Source organism: Paenibacillus sp. OAS669, from assembly GCF_014873645.1.
Classification (GTDB): domain Bacteria; phylum Bacillota; class Bacilli; order Paenibacillales; family NBRC-103111; genus Paenibacillus_S; species Paenibacillus_S vulneris.
Window position 1 is genome coordinate 146,912 of the sequence record NZ_JADBDR010000008.1, and the last position, 20,622, is coordinate 167,533.

Sequence of the window (20,622 nt, forward strand, 5' to 3'; positions counted from 1 at the left end):
AGGGGACCTTAGCTTGGAAAGAACAGCGCAAAATACGGTTGTCGGTTTTATTGGCACAGGAGTGATGGGCAAAAGCATGGCGGGCCATCTGATGAACAAGGGCTATAAGCTCCATGTATACAGCCGGACGAAGGAAAAGGCTGAATCCTTGGTCGCCCAAGGGGCCGAGTGGCATCAGACGCCTTCCTCGCTGGCACCTTTATGCGACGTGATCATTACGATGGTCGGTTATCCTCATGACGTCGAAGAGGTCAGCCTCGGTGAGCAGGGAATTATTCCTCATGCCAAGCCGGGCACTATTGTTATAGATATGACCACCTCCAGTCCTTCTTTGGCAAAGCGCATCGAGGCGGAAGCGCTGAAGCGGGGGATTCTTGCACTGGACGCTCCTGTCTCGGGAGGAGATGTTGGGGCAAGAGAAGCGCGGCTCTCCATTATGGTTGGCGGAAGCAAGGAGGCCTTCGATCAGGCGCTGCCTGTGCTGGAAGCCATGGGGACGCAGATCGTTCACCAAGGACCTGCCGGTTCCGGGCAGTTTACGAAAATGTGCAATCAAATCGCCATTGCCTCCAATATGATGGGCGTATGTGAAGCTCTGATCTATGCACAAAAAGCGGGACTCGATCCTTCTACCGTGTTGAAAAGCATCCAATCGGGAGCGGCGGGAAGCTTTTCTCTGAGCAATCTGGCTCCTAGAATGCTTAACGGGGACTATGCCCCCGGCTTTTATGTGAAGCATTTTATCAAGGACATGCAGATTGCGTTGGACTCCGCGAAGGAGATGAAGCTGGAGCTTCCGGGATTGGCGCAGGCCCGTGCATTGTACGAACAGCTGGCTCAGATGGGCGAAGAAGATAGCGGTACCCAGGCCTTGTTCAAGGTATATCAGCAGCAGCTGTAAAGCATGGAGAGAACTCAGGGGCGGGAAGCGGGACAGGCTTCTTACGAGCTCAGTGGCAGGATACAAAGAGGTGATCTTATGGAACCTGTTTTTACCCAAGTAAAGACGAAGGAAGAAGTTACGGACTTGGCTCGGCTGGCAGCGGAAATTTGGAATGAATATTTTATAACCATCATATCCCGGGAACAAATCGATTATATGGTGCAAAAATTTCAATCCTACCCTGCCCTGACCGATCAATTGAAGCATCAAGGCTACGAATATTACTTTATGAAGCTGAACGGCTCCAACATTGGCTATATGGGAGTAAAGCAAGAAGAGGGCAAGCTGTTTTTAAGTAAATTGTATATCCTGAAGGAGCATCGCGGCAGAGGGTTTGCAAGCCGGGCCATGGAATTTTTGGTCGAGCTGTGCCGCAAAAGGGGCTTGAGCGCGATATGGCTCACCGTCAACCGGTATAATGATGCGACGATTGCGGTGTACGAGAAGAAGGGCTTTAAAAAGCTGCGCACCCAGGTTGCGGATATCGGAAACGGGTTTGTGATGGATGATTACATTATGGAGAAAGAAATCCGTCCGGTTTAATTAACAAGGGTGACCTGCGAGAGGGCTGCTGCGGAACAGCGGCTCTCTTGCAGGTTTTGTTTTTATTTTAAATTCCCAGTTGACACATTGGAATTAGTGGCATTATGATATAGGAAGATCACTGACGTAAATCTTCATATCCTTTTTGCCGATCGGAAAACCGAAGGCCTTATTGTTAATTCACAAAGGAGCAGTAAGGTTTTTTTGCGTTAATCATGAGATGGATCGGAAAGAGGAGTACTTATGAGAAGAGTAAAATGGGTGTCTTTTGTTGTGACAGTTATATGGGGATTGATGCTGCTTGCAGGCTGCGGCAGCTCGCAGGGCGCAGATCATAACGGCAAGACCGGCAACAGCGCAGGGCCCGCCGGAGCAAGCTCCAAGGAGCCCTTGGTCGTCAATATCGGCATTCAGCAAAGCATATGGCCGATCCTGCTTGCCAAGCAGAAGGGCTGGTTCGAGGAAGAATTCGCTAAGGTCGGCGCCAAGGTCAATTGGGTGGAGTTCCAAAGCGGTCCTTCCTATTTTGAAGCGATTGCCTCCAATCGGCTGGATTTCGGGAGGGTTGGCGACCTGCCGGTGATTTCCGGCCAAGCGGCCGATGTACCGTTCAAGGAAATCGCTGCGGCCAGCTTCGGCTCCAAAGGAAATGCCATTCTGGTGAAAAAGGATAGTCCGATCAAAACGATTCAGGACTTGAAAGGGAAGAAAATCGCGTTTGCCAAGGCCAGCTCGGCCCAGACGGTTGTCTACAAAGCGCTGGAGAAGGCTAATCTGAAGCCGGCCGATGTGCAAATCATTTCGCTTCAGCCGGATGAAGCCCAGCCTGCCTTTGAAACCGGCTCCGTCGATGCCTGGGCGATCTGGGAACCGTTCATGTCCACCCAGAAGGTGCTGAATGGAGCACGGGTATTGGTGGACGGAACGGCTTTGGATGCCAAAGGCGCAGGCTTTCAGATTGTACGCACCAAGTTTGCCGAGGAACACCCTGATCTGGTGACACTGTATCTGAAGGTGGAGGAAAAGACGCAGCAATGGCAAAAGCAGCATCTGGAAGAGGCGATAGACGTCTACGCCCAGCTGAAGAAGGTTGACCGTGAAATTATTCGGCAGGTCATTGAGAATACGGAGCCTACCAATATGCCGATTACAGATGAAATCATCAAAATTCAGCAGGAAACGGCCAACTCCATCTATGAGCAGGGGGCCATTAAGAAGAAAATCGATACGTCCAAGGTCGTAGACAACCAATATATCACTAAAGCGTTAGAGCAGTATAAGGCTGAACAGAAATAGCTGTACCAAGAGGCCGACCTTCAGCTTGTGTCAAAAGGCTGGCTCATGGTTAAGCAGCAGTCAACCGGAACACCGGAGACTTCCTGAAGCTGTCGCAGGTCCGTTCGCGGACCCGGGCGACTATGGCGGGGAGTCTCTTTTTTGTATAAGTCAAGTCCCGGGAGGAGATTATGAATGACCCATACGCTCGAAATTCACGGACTATCTAAACAATTCGCCGCTCCGCAAGGCCCCGTCCAAGCGCTGAATCAGATTGAGCTTCATGTGAAGCAAGGCGAATTCATCACAGTCATCGGCCCCAGCGGCTGCGGCAAAAGCACTTTATTGAAAATTATAGCGGGTCTGGATACGGCTTATACGGGGACGGTGCTGCTGGAGAACCGTCCTGTGGACCGCCCGAGCATTGATAAAGGCTTTATTTTTCAAGAGCACCGCTTGTTTCCTTGGCTAACCGTCGAGAAAAATATTGCGGCCGATCTGCGGCTTAGCGATCCGGAGGTCCGGAGGCAGGTGGATGAGCTGATTGAGATTGTCCGCCTCCGTGGGTTCGAGAAGGCTTATCCGCGGGAGCTGTCGGGAGGGATGTCCCAGCGGGTAGCCATCGCCAGAGCGCTGCTGCGCAAGCCTAAGGTTTTGCTGCTCGATGAGCCCTTTGGTGCGCTGGACGCATTTACGAGAAGCCACTTGCAGGAGGTCCTGCTTGATATTTGGCAGCAGAACAAGACGACGATGATTCTCGTCACGCATGATATCGACGAAGCGGTTTTTCTCGCTAACCGGGTCGTCATCATGAATGCCCGGCCCGGCACCATTCGTAAGATTATTCCTGTGGATCTTCCTTTTCCAAGAAAGAAGACGACATCGTCCTTCCAGGAAATGCGTCATAAAGTACTGAATGAGTTTGAGCGCGTGGATGAGCTGGAGCTGGTAGACAGCTCGGGCATTTAACAAACATTCGTAGAAGGGGTGAGTGCAATGATGCATTCGACAGGGACGATAACCGGCCCAGCCGGTGCCGAAGCGATTGGAGGCCAGCAGGAGCAAGTAAAGGGGAAGGATACGGCGGCAAGGCGAAAGCGAAACGACAAATGGGCGATCGTCATTCGAGGGTTGATTTTGCCGGTTTCCGTATTAATCGTATGGCAAATCGCGGGCAGCCTGGAGCTGATCTCCAAGACGCTGCTTCCGACTCCGTTAGCCATACTCCAGGCTTTTATCGATCTGATCTCCTCCGGAGAGCTGTTCAAGCATTTACAAATCAGTGTGTACCGCGCTGCGGTAGGCTTTTTGCTGGGGGGCGGTTTGGGACTGCTGCTCGGGTTAGTGAGCGGCCTGTTCCGGAGAGCGGAAGAAACGCTGGACCCTACGGTTCAGATGCTTCGCATGATTCCGCACTTGGCCATTACTCCGCTGTTCATCCTCTGGTTCGGCTTCGGGGAGCTATCCAAAGTGCTGCTGATTGCTAAAGGCGCCTTTTTCCCTTTATATGTAAATACGTTTCTCGGAATCCGCAGCGCCGATTCGAAGCTGTTCGATGTAGCCCGCATCCTCGAATTCAGCCGGTGGAATCAAATCACGCGCCTCGTGATTCCGGCTGCGATGCCGAATCTGCTGCTTGGCTTAAGGCTATCTCTCGGCGTTGCCTGGTTAGGGCTGGTCGTGGCCGAGCTGATGGGGTCAAGTGAAGGGATCGGGTACCTGATTATGGATGCCCGTCAATTTTCCCAGACACAGATCGTGTTTGTCGGAATCATCATATTCGCTATCGTGGGCAAATTGACCGATTCCTTGGTCCGGCTGCTGGAGAAGAAGCTGCTCAAGTGGCGCGACAGTTATAATGGTTAATTCAATAACGTAGAGCTGGGGAAGCGGAAGTGCTTGCCCTCTTGTATTATTAACCAACTACTGGGATCAGGTTGTTGAAAAACCCTATCATACGGAAAAATGCGAAAGGTGGTAAGTGGGGTGTCTCCTGTAGGAGCGATAGCGTTCGCCTTTGTTCTCGGGAAATTCCCGCTATAGAGCAAATTTAATCAAAGTTTCCCGAGAACAACAGCGACCGGAAGGGGATACCCCACTGGGGGACCGAAGCAATTTTTCAGATTTTTAGGTTTTCCAACAGACTCGCCCCACTTTGTGGGGTTATTTCGTTTGGGGCTCTACACCCAACGCCGATCCATCTCTTCATCCATCGAGGTTCTTCCCGAGCACAGCTCAAGAAAGGATTCGGCGACCAGAACACATCCGTCATAATCGAGATACCCTGAATGCGCGACAAGGATCGGATACTCGTTATTGTTCCTTTCTTCCCGCATATCAAAAAGATAGTGATTCCCGCAGCCATCCATGGCAAAAGAAACGGCATGCTTCATGTATTCGGGCAGCTCGTAAGCCAGATTGTATTCCCGGAGCTGATCTGTGCCAAAAAACTGAAAGAACCTGTCGCCGTTCTGAAATTCCCCGCCATTGGAATAGCGCAGAAAATCAAGGTAGCTGGCGGGAAACGCCTTCTGCGGCAGCTTCCATAAAGCAGGATCAAATGGCTTGTACTGATCGTACAGCTCATGTCCTGCAGGAAACGGATTTCGTTGTCTGCCCGCAATCTCAGCCATCTCTTGCTCGGATAACGCCGCATTCCAGGCTGTAACAAAACGGTCAAGCTCATTCTCGTCAGCTGGCGGTCTTTTGACATGCTCCAGTTCAAATACATGGTTCCACAAAGATGCTCATCCTCCTGTTTCCGATAGACTCAGCTAAACTCCAGCTTATCAAATAACCGGACAAAAATCTTCGCAATATTTCTGGCGTCATCGATCCCCCGGTGATGTTGGCCCTCCATAGGCAAATGCAGCATTTGAAGTGCCCTCTCCATACCGACGCCCCGATCACGGCCGATCATTTTACCGTGCTGATGCTTGATGCTGATGTGATGCTTCAGCCAATCCGTGCTTAGACTGTGCAGCTTACAGTCTTTTATTAGCTGATTCTTATCATAGAGACCCCAGGAGCAGAGGTAAAAGGGCCCCGGACCGATCCAATCCTGGAACGCGCGGACACCTTGGGGAAAATAAGGAGCTGCTTGAACATCCTCTTGGGTAATAGAGGTTAGTGTTTTGCAGAAATCAGATAACCAGGGGTTCAGCATTGGCTTGATAAAGGTTTGGAATTCATCTATCCGTTGAAGCTGCTGATTGAGCTTGACCGCTCCAATCTCAATAATTTCATTCGGCTTGCTTCGGTCGTTTTCCCAGCAGGTGGCCTCCAAATCAAAAATAATGTAGTTCATGTCCTATTCATCCATTCTTTTAAATGTAGTTAGGAATGATAGTACAATAAAGCGGTCTAAAGGTCAGTGTAATTTTTGATTATAACCTATGTATCGGGGAAAAAGAAAAAGAGCCAACGATGGCCCTTTTTTCAAGAAGGAGGTCGCCTATTTTTTATCCTTCAGCTCCTTCAAAGCCTGCTCCACGAATTTACTCTCCAGCACTTGGCTCGTTTCGAGCTTTTTATTGATGGCTCCTGCCGAATAGAGGAAGTCGGCCTGCTCCTGATGCGCTTTGGCGAATTCTGGAGTGATGGGGGAAAGAAGCGGTTCGGTGTTTTTTAATACGGTGCTGATAATTTCCTTGTCCAGCTTCTGGGATTTGGACAGCTCCTCAGTCACTTCCTCGTTATGCTCCACATAATATTTGCGGACCTCCTCATAGGTTTTAAGGAAAAGAACGGTGAGGTTCGGGTGATCCTTGGTAAATTTGGTTCGGGCGATCAGGAAGCCGGGGGCGTTAATATTCAAATCCTGGCCGGTCACCAGTATTCTGGCCCCGGTCTGAAATACGGCCGTCGTAGCATATGGCTCCCAGATCGACCAGGCATCGATCGCGCCGGAGTCCAGAGCGGGTCTTGCTTCATCGGGCTGCAGCTGAATCACCTTGACGTCGTCGCCCTTAAGACCAATTTTATCGATGGCCAGATAAAGGAAGTTATAGGCGCTGCTGCCTTTGGCCACACCGATTTTTTTGCCTTTCAGATCCTTCAGCTCTTTGATCGGACTGTTCTTTGGAACGACAATCATATTGCCTTTCTTGCCGTCGCTGGTTACGGCGATAGCCTTGAAGTCGATGCCTCCGACTTGTCCGGAGACTACGGGGGTCCCTCCGACGGAGCCGAAATCGAGCCGGCCGGCGGCCAGCGCTTCGAAGTGCGGGGGACCGCTTGCAAATTCATTCCATTTGACCTCGGCCCCAACGGCGGCAAAAGCTTTTTCGAAGGCTCCCTTATCCCTTGCATAGGGAAGAATGCCCGTCTTTCCCTGGACTCCGATATTAACGACGATCTTTTCCTTGGATTTCTCCGCAGAACCTGCCTGGGCAGCGGAGGCGGTATCCGTAGAGGCCGTCTTGCCGCAGCCGGTTAACACTACGGAAAATACAATGATACTTGTCAGGATGGATAATATCGTCTTCTTTTTCCTCGCTGCCATAATGAAAACCCCCTTGTAATTTAACGGTCTGCTATTAATTGGCTTGCTGCTGCGGCCTTAATTGATACCGGTTGCCTGGAACGGCCAGCCCTAAATGATCGCGAAGTGTCGTTCCGCTGTATTCTGTCCGATACAAACCGCGCTGCTGCAGGATCGGAATGACCTGATCCACGAATTCGTCCAGCCCTCCTGGCAAATAAGGAGGCATAATATTAAACCCGTCGCAGCCGCCGTGGGTAAACCAGTTTTCCAGAAAGTCGGCAATCTGCTCCGGCGTCCCATGGATGGTTTTGTGACCGCGCGCCCCGGTAACTCTGGCCACGAGCTGCCGGATGGTCAGCTTGTCGCGGCGGGCCATATCGACCAGCAGCTGATAGCGGCTTTTGCCTCCGTTAATGTTCGCCGCATCGGGCAGGTCAGGCACAGGCCCGTCGAGAGGGTAGGCGGACAGATCCACCCGAAGCGTTCGGGAAACCATGGCCAAGCCGACTTCGGGAAGCACGAGCTCCTGCAGATGGGCTTCCTTCTCCTTTGCTTCTTGTTCGGTAGCTCCGATAACCGGCAGGATACCGGGTAATATTTTCAATTGATCTCGGGAGCGGCCGTACTGCTTGAGCCTCCCCTTCAGACTGCTGTAGAAGGACTGCGCCTCCTCCAGCGTCTGCCATGCCGTGAATACGACCTCAGCCGTTTTTGCTGCAAAATCCTGGCCCGTCTCGGAGGAACCGGCTTGAACGAGCACAGGTCTTCCTTGGGGAGTACGAGGAATCGAAAGAGGGCCCCGTACCGAGAAAAATTTCCCTTGATGGCGGATCGCATGGATTTTGTCAGGATCGGCAAAGACTCCGGATGACTTATCGATAAGAAGCGCGCCGTCCTCCCAGCTGTCCCACAGCGACGTGACGACCTCGACGAATTCTTGTGCGCGTTCGTAGCGGATGGAATGGTCCAGGTGATGGTCCTGGCCGAAGTTCTGGCTTGTAATTTCCATACTCGTCGTCACGGCATTCCAGGCCGCACGCCCGCGGCTCAAATGATCAAGGGAAGCGAATTTTCTGGCGACATGGTAAGGCTCGCTGTAGGTGGTGGAGACGGTTCCGGCCAAGCCGATATGGGAAGTGACGGAAGCAAGCGTGGATAGCAGCGTGAGGGGCTCGGCCCGGACGGGGACGGTATGCTGAACGGAGGTTTCGTGCTGCTCAGGCAGCGCGGGGATGTCCTCGATAAAAATCATATCGAACTTGCCCCGTTCTGCCGTTTGCGCAAATCGTTTATAAAATTCAAAGGTAAACAGTCCCAGCGAATCTGTCAGCGGATATCTCCAGGCAGCAATATGATGCCCTACACCGTAAAGGAAGGCTCCCAGGTGGAGCTGGCGTTTTGTTTCTCCCATAGTCGATCACTCCTCGGTCAAAATACGTTACATGCAGGTACCAAAATGTTGTACTAGAAGCTCAAATAGATGAGGATGCCGAAGGCCGGCTGAATTTGCTTGCGGGACGCTTCAGGCCGAGGTGATCGCGAAGCGTGGTTCCGGTATATTCCGTGCGAAACAATCCGCGGTTTTGCAGCTCGGGGATGACCAGCTCAACAAATTCCTCCAAGCCTCCAGGCAAATAAGGCGGCATAATATTGAAGCCGTCGGAGGCGCGCTCGTTGAACCATAGCTCCAATTGATCGGCAATTTGAACGGGGGTGCCATAGATCGTCCGGTGCCCGCGCGCTCCGGTGACACGATAGATCAGCTGGCGGATGGTAAGGCCGTCCCGTTTGGCCATATCGGACACGAGCTTGAATCGGCTTTTGCCGCCGTTGATGGCTTCGAGCTCTGGCAGTTCCGGAAGCGGGCCGTCCAGCGGGTAATCCCGCAGATCGACATTCAGGGACCCGGAGAGCATCGATAAGCCGACGGACGGCAGCACCAGCCGCTGCAGCAGCTGTTCCTTCTCCCGGGCTTCCGCTTCCGTTGCTCCGATAACAGGGAAGATGCCGGGCATGATCTTGAGCTCATCCGCCGTGCGTCCATGCTTAGCAAGAAGAGATTTGACATTGCGATAAAAGAGCTGCGCCTCCTCTAATGTTTGCCATGCAGTAAAAATCACCTCAGCGGTTTCGGCTGCGAGCTGCTGGCCCGTCTCGGAGGAGCCGGCCTGGATAATCACGGGCCGCCCTTGAGGCGGTCTAGGGGCATTCAGCGGACCTCTGACTCTGAAATGCTCTCCCAGATGGTCGATCCGGTGAACTTTGTCGGGGTTGGCGAATTGTCCGTTCTGCCGGTCAAACAGGATAGCATCATCCTCCCAGCTATCCCACAGGGAGGTGGCAACCTGGATAAATTCTCTGGCCCGTTCATAGCGGACAGCATGGTCCGGATGCTTCTCCTTGCTGAAATTGGCGGCCTCTTCGTTGCGGCTGGACGTAACGACATTCCAGGCTGCCCGTCCTCCGCTCAAATGATCGAGGGTAGCGAATTCACGGGCCAGGTTATAAGGCTCATGGTAGGTCGTCGATACGGTAGCCGCCAACCCGATTCGTTCGGTGACCCCGGCAAGATAAGAGAGAAGGGTAATGGGCTCCGGGCGAACCGAAGCGGTATGGGAGGGGGAGCTGCCGAGCAATGCCAATGAATCCGCCAGGAAAAGCATATCGAACTTACCGCGTTCTGCTGTCTGAGCAAAGCGCTCATAAAATGCCGGGTCCATGATACCGTGTGCTTCCGTATCCGGATAACGCCAGGCGGCGACATGGTGCCCGACACCGAACAAAAAGGCGCCTAAATGCATTTGTCTAGCTTTTACACTCATAAGTATCTCCCTTCCTTAAGACCCGGATCGGTGATTATTGAAATTGTGGCTGAGCAGTGAATGAAGGATGCGGATGAGGCAAGCCGTAATGCTCGCGAAGCGTACGCCCCTTGTACTCGGTACGGAACAATCCGCGACGTTGGAGCTCCGGAACGACCAGGTCGATGAAATCGTCCAGGCCGCCCTTCATAACTTGGGGCATGATGTTAAAGCCGTCGGCAGCCCCTTCTGTAAACCAGACCTCCAGCTCATCGGCAATTTGCTTGGCCGTACCGGCAATGGTGCGATGACCGCGTCCTCCGGCAAGCCTCAGGAGCAGCTGGCGCAGGGTCAGATTCTCGGTGCGCGCAAGCTCGATAATGAGCTGCGCCCGGCTTTGGTGCCCTCGTGCCAGTACGGTTTCGGGAATTTCAGGCAACGGTTCGTCCAGAGGATAGGCTGTCAAATCGAAGCCTACCCGGTTGGACAGCTGGAGCAGACTGTATTTCGGATTGGTCAGCTCATGGAGCATCGCTTCTTTTTCCTTGGCCTCCGACTCGGTTTCTCCGATAATAGGGCAGATCCCAGGTAAAATGATCACGTGCTCGGGATTGCGGCCTTGTTGACGGACGCGGGCTTTCACATCCGAATAAAAGGCTTGAGCATCAGTGAGTGTCTGCTGAGCGGTGAAAATGGCGTCGGCGACGGCCGAGGCAAAATGGCGTCCGTCCTCCGAGGAGCCTGCCTGAACAAGGACGGGCCGTCCTTGCGGCGAGTGAGGCACATTGAGCGGGCCTTGAACGGAAAAGTGCCGCCCTTTGTGGTGGAGCTCATGCACCTTGCTGCTGTCTGCATAAGTACCGGACGCTTGGTCGAGCACGAGCGCATCGTCTTCCCAGCTATCCCATAGGCGGGTAGCTACCTCGACGAATTCTGCCGCCCGTTCGTATCGCTCCGCATGGCCGGGAATTCGGTCGAAGCTGAAGTTTCTCGCTTCCTCGTCGGTTCCGGAGGTGATGATATTCCATCCGGCACGCCCCGAGCTTAAATGGTCGATCGTAGCAAAGCGGCGGGCGACATTGAAGGGCTCGTTGAAGCTGGTGGATACGGTGGCGATGAGGCCTATCCGTTTGGTAACTACGGAGAGGGCTGTGAGCAGCGTAAGCGGCTCAAGTCCCGTCAACGCTCCATAGGCAACGCCTTTCTTGGAGACGGAATAACGATCCGCCATAAAGAGCGAATCGAGTTTCGCCTGCTCCGCTTTTTGAGCCAGCCGTTGATAATGCTCGAATTGCATCAGCTGCTTCGCGTTCGTATCCGGATGTCTCCATGCACCCTCATGGTGCCCGGCGGGGACAAGGAATAAATTAAGATGCATTTCTCTTTGGGTTGTCGTCATAATTAGTTCCCCCTCGTCTGATGAAATAATAAAAGACTTCCGGACCTGTCGAACCTCGATAGGGCGACAGCTGGAAGCCTTTGGTTATCCAATCGGCTTATGGACGGTATGGATGATATTGATATTTACCAGTGTTTTAAGCATCAAGCGATGGGACTGAACGATAGACGATGTCGTATCTCCTGAACGAATTCGCCAATCGAAGCTGTCAGACGCTGCTCCAGCTCATCGGCCAGTCCAAAGGTACCGTCTTCACGGCGCTCTACCTGGGTATCGAGCGCATACACGCCAGACAATTGAAGCTTTGCACCCAATGCGGCAAGAACCGGCTTGAGGGCATAATCCAGCGCAAGCAGATGGGCGATCGTACCGCCTATGGCAACGGGAAGAATGATTTTCCCCTCCAGTCCCTTCTGCGGAATTAAGTCCAGGAAGGTCTTCGTTACACCTGTGTAGGACGCCTTGTAGATGGGGGTTGCGACAATGACGGCAGCTGCGTTGGCTATAATTTCATTGGCCTTGACAATAGCAGGGCTTTGGAAATTCGTAAATATCAGATCCTCCGGCGGAAGACTTCGAACCTCAATCCAATCCAGCTCCAGTCCTTCCGCAAGCAGAGACGATTCAATGCTGCGAAGTACACCGTTCAGCCGGGAGCTGGCAGACGGGCTTCCAGAGATAACAGCTATTTTTGCCATGGAATAACACTCCTTCAGTTAGGGAATAAAAAAGACTCCTGCCCCATGGATAGGGGAAGGAGTCTCCAGTTGACCGGTAGACCAATTTAAAACCAACTAAATACATATGAATAATTATATTTAGGATGGTACCACTGTATTGGATGTTCGTCAAGGGTGGATTTCAGAAATATCTAATCGGAAGCATTAGGCTTCCGGCTATTTTCTGTGACCTGAGAAAAAGCAAGATAGTACATGTTTCACAGCATGGAAATCCATGGTTTCTTTCGTTCTTTGGGAGTAATCTAACAATAGTCCTTATGGCTAGTGCATTCCAGAGGGTTGTTGCACAATTTACTAGTAAAGAAGGTCTATCCGGGATGGAAGCATGGAAGCGCAATTTGTTCATTTTATGGTTCGGTACTTTTTTCAGCTCCGTCGGGATCGGAATGATTATTCCATTTTTGCCGCTGTATGTTCAGGAGCTCGGCATTCACGATGTGAAGCAGGCCGCTCTATGGGCCGCCATGATTTTTGGGGTCAATCATTTGATGATCGCCATCGTATCTCCCTTTTGGGGAAAATTCTCGGATAAGTACGGCCAGAGAGTAACCATGATCCGATCGGGCTTCGGGCTCGCAATCATTATCGCAGCGATGGGGCTGGTTCATACCCCGATGCAATTGCTGCTGCTTAGAGCACTTTTTGGCACTATGGGAGGGTTCTCGACGTGTGCGGTCGCTCTGATGGCTATTGAGACGCCGAAGGAGCAAGTAGGCAAAGCATTAGGCACGCTTCAGACCGGGCAGGTTTCCGGGCAGCTGCTGGGCCCTCTGCTTGGCGGTGTGATGGCCGAATGGCTGGGAATGAGGAATTCGTTCTTTTTCACAGGCTTTTTCATTTTTATTGCAGCCGTATTCGTTTTGTTCGGTGTCAAGGAGACGCGAAAGTATGCCAAATTCCATTTTCGCGATTTGAAATGGAAGTCATCGGGGGAGAAGAAGCCAGAGAGAACGAGCTTGAAAGAGGTCATGAAGCACAAGCCGGCGATATTAACGTTATTCATTTCGACCTTTCTTATCGCTGCAAGCTTTCAAAGTATCAGTCCTATTATCACGCTCTATGTGAAGAGCATGCATATCGAGAACCATGTTGAAATCATGGCGGGGCTTATTTTTGCCTCGAGCGCTTTGGGGACGATGATTGCCGCTCCTATTCTGGGAAGGCTCGGGGATCGGCACGGGCACTTTATTGTATTGCTATGCTCGCTGCTCATGATTTCGGTGTTGTATATTCCACAGGCGCAAATATCCAATCCGTGGATTTTAATGGGAGCGCGGTTTTTATCCGGGCTATGCGTAGGCGGCTTGATTCCTTCGATCAGCTCGCTGCTGCGGAGCCTGACTCCGTCTACGATTCAGGGAAGCGTCTTTTCCTATAATGCAAGCGCCAATTCGTTAGGCAACGTCCTGGGTTCTCTGTTCGGAGGCGTCGTCGCCAGCAACATGGGGATACCGGTCGTATTTTATATTATCTCGGGAGTCTTTTTCCTGCACTTTATCATGCTGGTCCTTCAAACCAAGCGGATTACAGAATCGCACAAAACGGCGGAATCAGCGTAAAATTTAATGAGAAGCGTCCTGTCATAAAGAACAGGACGCTTTTTTGATGTGCTATTTGGCGATACAATCAACCTTGTTTGAGTAGCGAGGTGTTTTGAATCATTTTACAATTGTAAAATCATTCTCGGTATTAATGCTCCGGATCCGGATACACATCCACCGATTGCGATTTGTTTCCGCTAAACACAGTGGCCGTGAAGGAGATGATTCGGCTTCCGCCTGGACCCGGCTCGTAGACATAAACTCCTGTACCTGCTTTGGTGTCTACATCGATGCGGAGCACGCCTGGGTTGGCAGGATTGGACCATTTGGCGTTGCTGATTGCAAATTTTGTGCCATAGAAGTCGGCGGAACGGTAGACGCCGTAGTTTTTGTACTCGGTGTAGCCGTATTGGTCCTTAAGCTTCAAATCGCCGAATGTCTTTTTGCGTTGAGTTTGACCATTCACTGCAGAATCCCCAGAGTGGAGAGATAGATTGTTTAGCAAGGATAGCCAGACTTCTTTGGCCTTGCCGTTTTCCCCAGCTGTTAGAGAGGCTGTCGCCGGATATTCCTTTTTGACAGGAATTTTGGTTATGGTAGCAACCCGAGCACCCGAGACGTTGGACGGCAGGAAGGAGACGGCCACGTCGACATTGCCTTCATAAACACCGAGGATCCCATAAGCGTCGAAGTTAAAAGAGTCCACTTTGATCTTAGCAATAGGGACGGCCGCTCCGCCGGTTACGCTTATTTGCTGTATCAAGTTATTGGGCAGCGCCACATTTTCGTTGGAATTATTGGTGGCAGACAATTCAATTTTGCCGGCAAAATAGCCTTTCAATACGTCGATATCCGTTGTCGGCGCTTTTACGATTGGTGTAGTAAACGGAGCCAAATTAGCTGACGGATTGCTGGCAAAGGTGTCGAAGGTAAGCTCATCGGTAGCAGCAAGCCCGTTGGCGAACGTTTTCAACGAATACTTCAGTTTCTCAGCCTCCTTGGCTTGAAGGAGATCTACGATGCGGGTAGCGCTGGAAACTTCCGATCGGCTTTTCCCATCTTTATCTACTTTATACAGTCTTGCTGTCATTTGATACGTTGCTTCGTTATTGTCACCCGGAATAGGGGTAAAAGTAAGATCCGTATCCCTGATCGATTTGATAGATGTGCTTGGAGCGCTGTAGCCCTCAGCACGCGTATCATCGCCCTTAAACGTCAGCTTGCTCGGATATTTAGATGTACCTTCGTCCCCGGATAATACCCAGGTAGGTGTACCTGTGAAGGAGCCCTTGGAGAAGTAGACGGCATTGGTGACGGTACCGTCCGTCCGGTTCAAGCTCAAATCCACCTCATAACCGGAATAGTCTTTATCGAAATCTTCCCCGTATTGGTCTTTGAACTTAAGCTTCATTTTGTTCTCCACAAGCATATTGTTTGTGGAAACGCCAAAGGCAGTCATCGAAGGAAGCATCTTTGGTTTTGGTTCGGATGAAACATAGACTTGATCAGGATGTCTTTTTTCCGATACTGTCGTGCTGAAGCTTGCCTTTTTATCCGAATTTCCGACAACGGCTTCAATCTTCAGTGAACCGGCTTTGCGCGATTCCTCATCGGCCACTTTCAAGCCGATACGGATTTTGCCTTTGAATACGCCTTCAGTAGCGATTCTGGAATCTACATCGACTCTCGCCGTACCAGTGCTGTAAATGCGGATATCGTTAACAAACTGAAGGACATCATCCGTGCTGAGCACATTCCCTGATTTATCTTTAACTTCAATAGGCAGGTAGGCATCGTCGTCGCCCCATGCGAGCGTAGTAGCGCTAAGCTTGCCGAAGCTGATGTCATAAGGAACATTTAATGGGGTTACGACAATTTTTGTCGTCGCTGTCTGGCCTGATGCATTCGCTGTTACAGCCAGGGTCATTTCTTGGTCTGCTGATTTTGACCTGGAGTCGATATGAGCCGTGTTAATTTTCAAATCCGGTCTATCGTCATTGTCTTCATCCTCGAAAAAGCCGAAGCCTTTATCCACCCGAACACTGTCTTCCGAAATCGTACCGGACTCAAGTGCATCAGCTCCTGTAACATAGGTGATGGTTTCCTTGCGTAAAGTTGGAAGATCCGTTACCAGAAAGCCGTATTGATCATACGCTTTGTATTCGAGAGTTGCGGAGTCACCGGCCTCCAGCTTTTTCTTGGTTCCATTCAGTATGAGCTTACCTAATTCGATTTTGGCGACGGATTGTCTATCTCCGACCCGGTAGTTTTTAGTGGCATGCACTGCTTTGTCCGGATCCGAAATCGTAAAGACTATATTATCGTTACGGTCGAAGGAATCGTCGATTTTAATGCTGAACGTTTGATCTTTGGGTGAAGATTGAACGGTCAAATCCGGGCTGGTTCGAATATCGAAGCGCGAAGCAGGCTGACTGGACTGCTCGTTGTACTGGTTGACTGCCTTGAAGGAAACGGTGATTTTGTTCCCTTGGGCGATCGTATCGGACGCCGAGATGAAATCAATCTTGGTGATGGTTTCCTTCTGAACGGTTACATCGGCCTTACCCTTGTCTACGGTTAACCCTCCGTCTTTTACCGCTTCCAGCTTCACGGTGTAGGTGCCTTCATTCATGGTGCTTTCCGTTACAATAGCGAATTGGTGTTTGGTATCGCTCCATTTTACAGCAGCGGGAACGGCTGTCGAACCACGGCTTACCGTCGCATTCAGCTTGGCCGTATCGGCGATTGCACCGTTCAGCGTAACCGTAATCGTCTTGGCGCCGGTAACCTCCGCTTTCTCTATTGAAACCTTCGTCACTGTTTCAATCTTGGAGGCCGCACTCAGCTTGCGGGCCTCATAGGCTGAGAGGACCAGCAAATCACGGGTAGCAGGAGAGCTGCCTTCGAATTTTCCGCTGGGTCCGTTAGACATCAGCTTGTTCTCCAGAGCCAGAGCTACATAGCTTTTGGCCCAATCCGATACGGTATCGTCCTGAACGCCTTTGGTCTCTTTTAGTTTGGCGTCGAGCTTCAAGCCCTTGATCAGAAAAGCCGCCAGCTGCTCCTTGGTAACTTGTCCGCCGGGGTTAAACAGCCCGTCTCCGACTCCGTCGGTAATACCGGCTTTGGAAATAGCCTCTATGTAGGGCAATGCATATCCGTTTGACGGATCATCTGATAACACATCGGTAAAGCTTGAGGTTTTTAACGTCATGTCCGTTTTTAACTGAAAGATCTGTGCAGCGACCTTGGCAAATTGGGCGCGTGTCATTTTGTCCTTCAGACCGAACAAGCCATCCTGCACTCCATCAAATATGCCTGCTTTCAGCATCTCATCGAATTTGGCCTTCGAAGCGGCATCGAGGTCTTTCAAATCGCTGAACGAAGAAGAATCCTTGGGAGCGTCTGCTGCTCCTGCGATACCGGGTACCATCGCGAAAACCATGGATAATGAGATGACGGTTGAAATAATACGTTTCATTGCTGCCCCTCCATAACATGTTTTTGTTGTATTGAACCCACTCGTACCACAAAAATGTTCTCTCTTTATTTGTTTTTTTACATTTGAAGCTATTTATAATAAAGTGCATGCGGTGCATTAGAAATGTCACATGCATCTTATTTTTTTTTTGAACAAATACATATATTTCCTTGATCATCCATAGTGTTAGCGCTTACAATGAAAAAAAGCTAAATGGGAGTCATCTCATGGCTGCTGGAATAAATGGCTCTGGTTCCGTTATGTCGGATGGCAATGATGAGCTCGCAGGCTCTCGCTCCTTAGGTATTTGGATTCACATAGGGCAAGAGATCATGTAGTGTGGGGTATCCAGTAGGTCCTTCGATAGAAGGATCAGGGTAGTTTAGTATTAGTTTTTGAATATGCGAAAGTAGAACTAAGTCGAAAAAAGTAAAGCGCTTGCAAAAATATCATGCTTGTAAACCTATAATCTAAGCAGGAAATTCAGAGCAATGATGCGATTTAAAATTTACATATTATCCCATTACTGTAGGTCTACTTTCATTTTATTTCGCTTGGTGTTTAAATATTTAAATTGATTATCCTTTTGACATGTATCATAATAACATCTAGTATTTTATGGAATCAATCAGACTATTTTGTGATAATATAACAATATTAAACTGTTATAGGGAGAAGTGAACATGAGTCTGAGCCGGAAAATATGGAATACGCCGACGGAAGTAGACGTGCATTTGCCTCTCTATATAGCGTCTATCGGGGGATGGAAGAACCAGCCGGAGGTATTGAGGAAAAATGGCCTTCCAACATTTCAGTGGGTTCAATGCGTGGACGGCAAAGGGGTGCTTAAGCTCGCAGACAAGGAAATAACCGTATCCAAGGGGCAGGGGATGCTGCTGTTTCCATCGGTGCCGCATCATTATTATCCTGTAGAGTCCCCATGGTCGGTTCAATGGGTTGAATTCCAAGGCCGATTGACCAAGGATATTTTGAGAACGCTTCATTTTCATGAATCTACCGTGCTGGATATCAAACAACCGGATCAACTATTAGGCCGGATTCAGGAGATCTATGCCCTTTTCAGCGCCAAGAGGATGCCTCCCAGCCACGACTGCTCCCAGGCGGTATATGGTCTGCTGCTCGATTTGCACCGTTATTCATCCCAATTTGAGTGCCATGAATCGTCAGATGAATATTATGAAATGATCCAGCCGGCATTGAGCTACATTGAACAGCATTATAACAGAACTATCACGTTGCAGGATCTGGCGGATCAGCTGGGGGTTTCGATGCCTTATACCTGCGTATTGTTTCAGCAGACGTTGGGGACAAGGCCGATTGAGTATCTTAACCGAATTCGCATTCAGAAGGCCAAGGAGTTGCTGTCACAGGCAGAGAATCTGGAGGTTAAGAGCATAGCGGAAATGGTCGGGTTCGACCATCCCAGCTATTTTATTAAAATATTCAAGAGGAGCGAGGGGCTGACACCCACCGCTTTTCGCAAGCTATGCCAGTAACAGTGCAGCCAGTCGAAAAAGGGCGAACAACGTCGTATGTAAACGACATGATGCAGACTTGAATGTCGAAATATGTTGAGTGGGGGAGGGTAGGTGTCCCCGCCCTCCAACCGACAATATGATGTCGGCGGCTTCATCCCCTTTCTATTGTATGAGGCAGCACGGATTCGTGAATTGCCGGATTATTTTTTTTGCTCAAGGCAAAGGAGAGGGCGGCTATAGCTAAAGCGACGATTGCAATACAGCTTGCAAGCCAAGGATGATACAACACGGTGGAGACGGTATGGACTACCAATCCGCCGACACCTGCACCGACCGCTACGCCTAGGTGAAGGATCGAGGTATTGAAGCCAAGGACCAGATTGGACGATAGTGGAGCTTGTTGAATAAAGTACGTTTGAATCGCCGGTACAAGCATGGATAATGCAAACATCCAAATCAGGATGAGGCTGATTCCCGACAACCATGAAGAATGGAGCGCCTGAAGCAGCGCGAGTGACACAATGATTGCCGACAGGCAGATGGATATTATCCGTTTGGTGCCCCACCGATCGACGCTGCTTCCCCCGACCCGGGAGCCAATAACACCGGATACTCCCAAAGCGAATAACATGAGCCCCAGAGAAGCAGATGGCAGGTGGAGAATATCGAGTAGAAATGGCGTTAAATAAGTATTCATAAGCGAACAGCTCGTTGTCATGAACAGGGACAGGAATAATCCGCTCGCAATAACGGGGTTTCTAAGCACTCGGAATTGCTGCCCGAATGATGCCGGGGCGTCCCCCTCGATGCGGGGAAGAAGCCAAAGCATGCCGAGCATGACCAGCAGGCTAACTCCGGCGAGCCAGGCGAAGATGGCCTGCCAGCTCCACCATTTGGCAATGGCGACTCCTAACGGGACTCCCAGGACCATCGCGCTGCTGATTCCGAGGGCGATCATGCCGATAGCGCTGCCCGTCTTTTCCGGGGGAACCAGCTTGGCGACGGAGCCGAAAGCAATGACAGTGTAAACTCCTGCACTAAGTCCAATAACAATCCGCGAACCAAGCAAAAAGCCGTATCCGGGACTCATAAAGGAGCATAGGCAGCCAATAGAGAATAAGGCCAGGGAAACTAACAGGGCTGTTTTGCGCTGGATGCGGTTGGTCAATGCAACGATAACGGGTGTTCCTATGGCAAAGGAAAGGGAGAACACCGTAATAAGCTGTCCGGCCAAGGCAACGGAAACGCCGAGGTCATCGGCTATGGCCGGTAAAATGCCTGCGACGATCAACTCGGAGGTCCCTGTCACGAAGGCGCCTATGGAAAGAAGATATAGGGATAAGCGATTCATATTGTCCATCCTTTCGGTACTTATATATGGGATGCTGTGGCAGCATAAGCGGCATGGCTAGCACATGTCTGCTTGGTGTTTCGGAATTTCATGACGATTCCTTGATTGACATTATAAGGAGAGCAATATAATAATGAAAGAAGGCAAAATAATTGGATATTGTCCTGTTATCTAGATCAACTAACTTAAAGTAAGAGGGGTGCAAGGATGGAAAGTGCACATGACAACGAACCGGCAGGCTCCAACATTTGCGAGGTGCTTCGGATTCTCGGCGCCAAGTGGGCCTTTCTCGTTATTGCCGAGCTGTATAAAGGGCCAAGGCGGTTTAAGCAGCTGCAAAGGGATATCGCCATAGTGAAAACCCAATCCTTGACGGATACACTGCGACATTTGGAGCAGACCGGAGTGGTGCGCCGTGAAGTGTTTCCGACAGTACCGGTCACGGTGGAGTATTCTTTGACGGAGAAGGGAATTGATTTCCAGACGGCACTGAAGGAAATGGACAAGTGGGTAATGAAATGGGGCAATCAACAGCCATAAAATAAATAGCGGCCGCATCTGTA

General features: G+C 50.6%; 17 protein-coding genes. 8 read left to right on the forward strand and 9 right to left on the reverse strand.

Going from position 1 to position 20,622, the window contains the following annotated elements; translation table 11 throughout:
• Positions 1 to 13: 13 nt before the first annotated feature.
• The 5 genes from GGC63_RS18875 (at position 14) to GGC63_RS18895 (ending at position 4,627) form a co-directional block, all read left to right on the forward strand.
• Positions 14 to 901 carry an NAD(P)-dependent oxidoreductase gene (locus GGC63_RS18875; protein ID WP_192703616.1) on the forward strand — a complete coding sequence of 296 codons (888 nt, stop codon included), beginning with the start codon at positions 14 to 16 and terminating at the stop codon, positions 899 to 901.
• Between the two features lie 78 nt (positions 902 to 979).
• Positions 980 to 1,486 (forward strand): GNAT family N-acetyltransferase, encoded by a 507-nt coding sequence (locus GGC63_RS18880; RefSeq protein WP_192703617.1) that lies wholly within the window; start codon positions 980 to 982, stop codon positions 1,484 to 1,486.
• Positions 1,487 to 1,729: 243 nt separating this feature from the next.
• Positions 1,730 to 2,782 carry an aliphatic sulfonate ABC transporter substrate-binding protein gene (locus GGC63_RS18885; protein WP_192703618.1) on the forward strand — a complete coding sequence of 351 codons (1,053 nt, stop codon included), beginning with the start codon at positions 1,730 to 1,732 and terminating at the stop codon, positions 2,780 to 2,782.
• A gap of 174 nt (positions 2,783 to 2,956) precedes the next feature.
• Positions 2,957 to 3,730 (forward strand): ABC transporter ATP-binding protein, encoded by a 774-nt coding sequence (locus GGC63_RS18890; RefSeq protein WP_192703619.1) that lies wholly within the window; start codon positions 2,957 to 2,959, stop codon positions 3,728 to 3,730.
• 30 nt (positions 3,731 to 3,760) lie between these two features.
• Positions 3,761 to 4,627, forward strand: coding sequence for an ABC transporter permease (locus tag GGC63_RS18895; protein ID WP_192703765.1), 867 nt, complete (start codon positions 3,761 to 3,763; stop codon positions 4,625 to 4,627).
• 314 nt (positions 4,628 to 4,941) lie between these two features.
• Here the strand turns inward: GGC63_RS18895 and GGC63_RS18900 are convergent, their stop codons facing one another.
• The 7 genes from GGC63_RS18900 to ssuE form a co-directional block, all read right to left on the reverse strand.
• Positions 4,942 to 5,502, reverse strand: coding sequence for an SMI1/KNR4 family protein (locus GGC63_RS18900; RefSeq protein ID WP_225948322.1), 561 nt, complete (start codon positions 5,500 to 5,502; stop codon positions 4,942 to 4,944).
• 29 nt (positions 5,503 to 5,531) lie between these two features.
• The gene (locus tag GGC63_RS18905) at positions 5,532 to 6,068 is read right to left on the reverse strand and encodes a 3'-5' exonuclease (RefSeq protein ID WP_192703620.1); all 537 of its coding nucleotides are present in this window, start codon (positions 6,066 to 6,068) and stop codon (positions 5,532 to 5,534) included.
• A 147-nt stretch (positions 6,069 to 6,215) separates the two neighbouring features.
• Positions 6,216 to 7,265, reverse strand: a complete 1,050-nt coding sequence (locus GGC63_RS18910) for an aliphatic sulfonate ABC transporter substrate-binding protein (protein ID WP_192703621.1) — start codon at positions 7,263 to 7,265, stop codon at positions 6,216 to 6,218.
• 34 nt (positions 7,266 to 7,299) lie between these two features.
• Positions 7,300 to 8,658: an LLM class flavin-dependent oxidoreductase gene (locus tag GGC63_RS18915; protein WP_192703622.1), complete on the reverse strand. Its 1,359-nt coding sequence runs from the start codon at positions 8,656 to 8,658 to the stop codon at positions 7,300 to 7,302.
• A gap of 61 nt (positions 8,659 to 8,719) precedes the next feature.
• Positions 8,720 to 10,069: an LLM class flavin-dependent oxidoreductase gene (locus GGC63_RS18920; protein WP_192703623.1), complete on the reverse strand. Its 1,350-nt coding sequence runs from the start codon at positions 10,067 to 10,069 to the stop codon at positions 8,720 to 8,722.
• Positions 10,070 to 10,103: 34 nt separating this feature from the next.
• Positions 10,104 to 11,447: an LLM class flavin-dependent oxidoreductase gene (locus tag GGC63_RS18925; protein WP_192703624.1), complete on the reverse strand. Its 1,344-nt coding sequence runs from the start codon at positions 11,445 to 11,447 to the stop codon at positions 10,104 to 10,106.
• A gap of 143 nt (positions 11,448 to 11,590) precedes the next feature.
• Positions 11,591 to 12,145 (reverse strand): NADPH-dependent FMN reductase, encoded by a 555-nt coding sequence (gene ssuE, locus GGC63_RS18930; protein ID WP_079912631.1) that lies wholly within the window; start codon positions 12,143 to 12,145, stop codon positions 11,591 to 11,593.
• 359 nt (positions 12,146 to 12,504) lie between these two features.
• Between ssuE and GGC63_RS18935 the strand changes: the two genes are divergently transcribed.
• A complete protein-coding gene (locus GGC63_RS18935) occupies positions 12,505 to 13,746 on the forward strand; it encodes an MFS transporter (protein ID WP_192703625.1) in 1,242 nt (413 codons plus the stop codon).
• Between the two features lie 130 nt (positions 13,747 to 13,876).
• Here GGC63_RS18935 and GGC63_RS18940 read toward each other — a convergent pair whose 3' ends face one another.
• Positions 13,877 to 17,209 (reverse strand): S-layer homology domain-containing protein, encoded by a 3,333-nt coding sequence (locus tag GGC63_RS18940; protein WP_192703626.1) that lies wholly within the window; start codon positions 17,207 to 17,209, stop codon positions 13,877 to 13,879.
• Between the two features lie 683 nt (positions 17,210 to 17,892).
• On the opposite strand from GGC63_RS18940, the gene GGC63_RS18945 reads away from it, so the two are divergent.
• A complete protein-coding gene (locus tag GGC63_RS18945; protein WP_192703627.1) occupies positions 17,893 to 18,726 on the forward strand; it encodes an AraC family transcriptional regulator in 834 nt (277 codons plus the stop codon).
• 133 nt (positions 18,727 to 18,859) lie between these two features.
• Here the strand turns inward: GGC63_RS18945 and GGC63_RS18950 are convergent, their stop codons facing one another.
• A complete protein-coding gene (locus GGC63_RS18950; RefSeq protein WP_192703628.1) occupies positions 18,860 to 20,059 on the reverse strand; it encodes an MFS transporter in 1,200 nt (399 codons plus the stop codon).
• A 207-nt stretch (positions 20,060 to 20,266) separates the two neighbouring features.
• Between GGC63_RS18950 and GGC63_RS18955 the strand changes: the two genes are divergently transcribed.
• Positions 20,267 to 20,599, forward strand: coding sequence for a winged helix-turn-helix transcriptional regulator (locus tag GGC63_RS18955; RefSeq protein WP_079912626.1), 333 nt, complete (start codon positions 20,267 to 20,269; stop codon positions 20,597 to 20,599).
• The last annotated feature ends 23 nt before the right edge of the window (positions 20,600 to 20,622 follow it).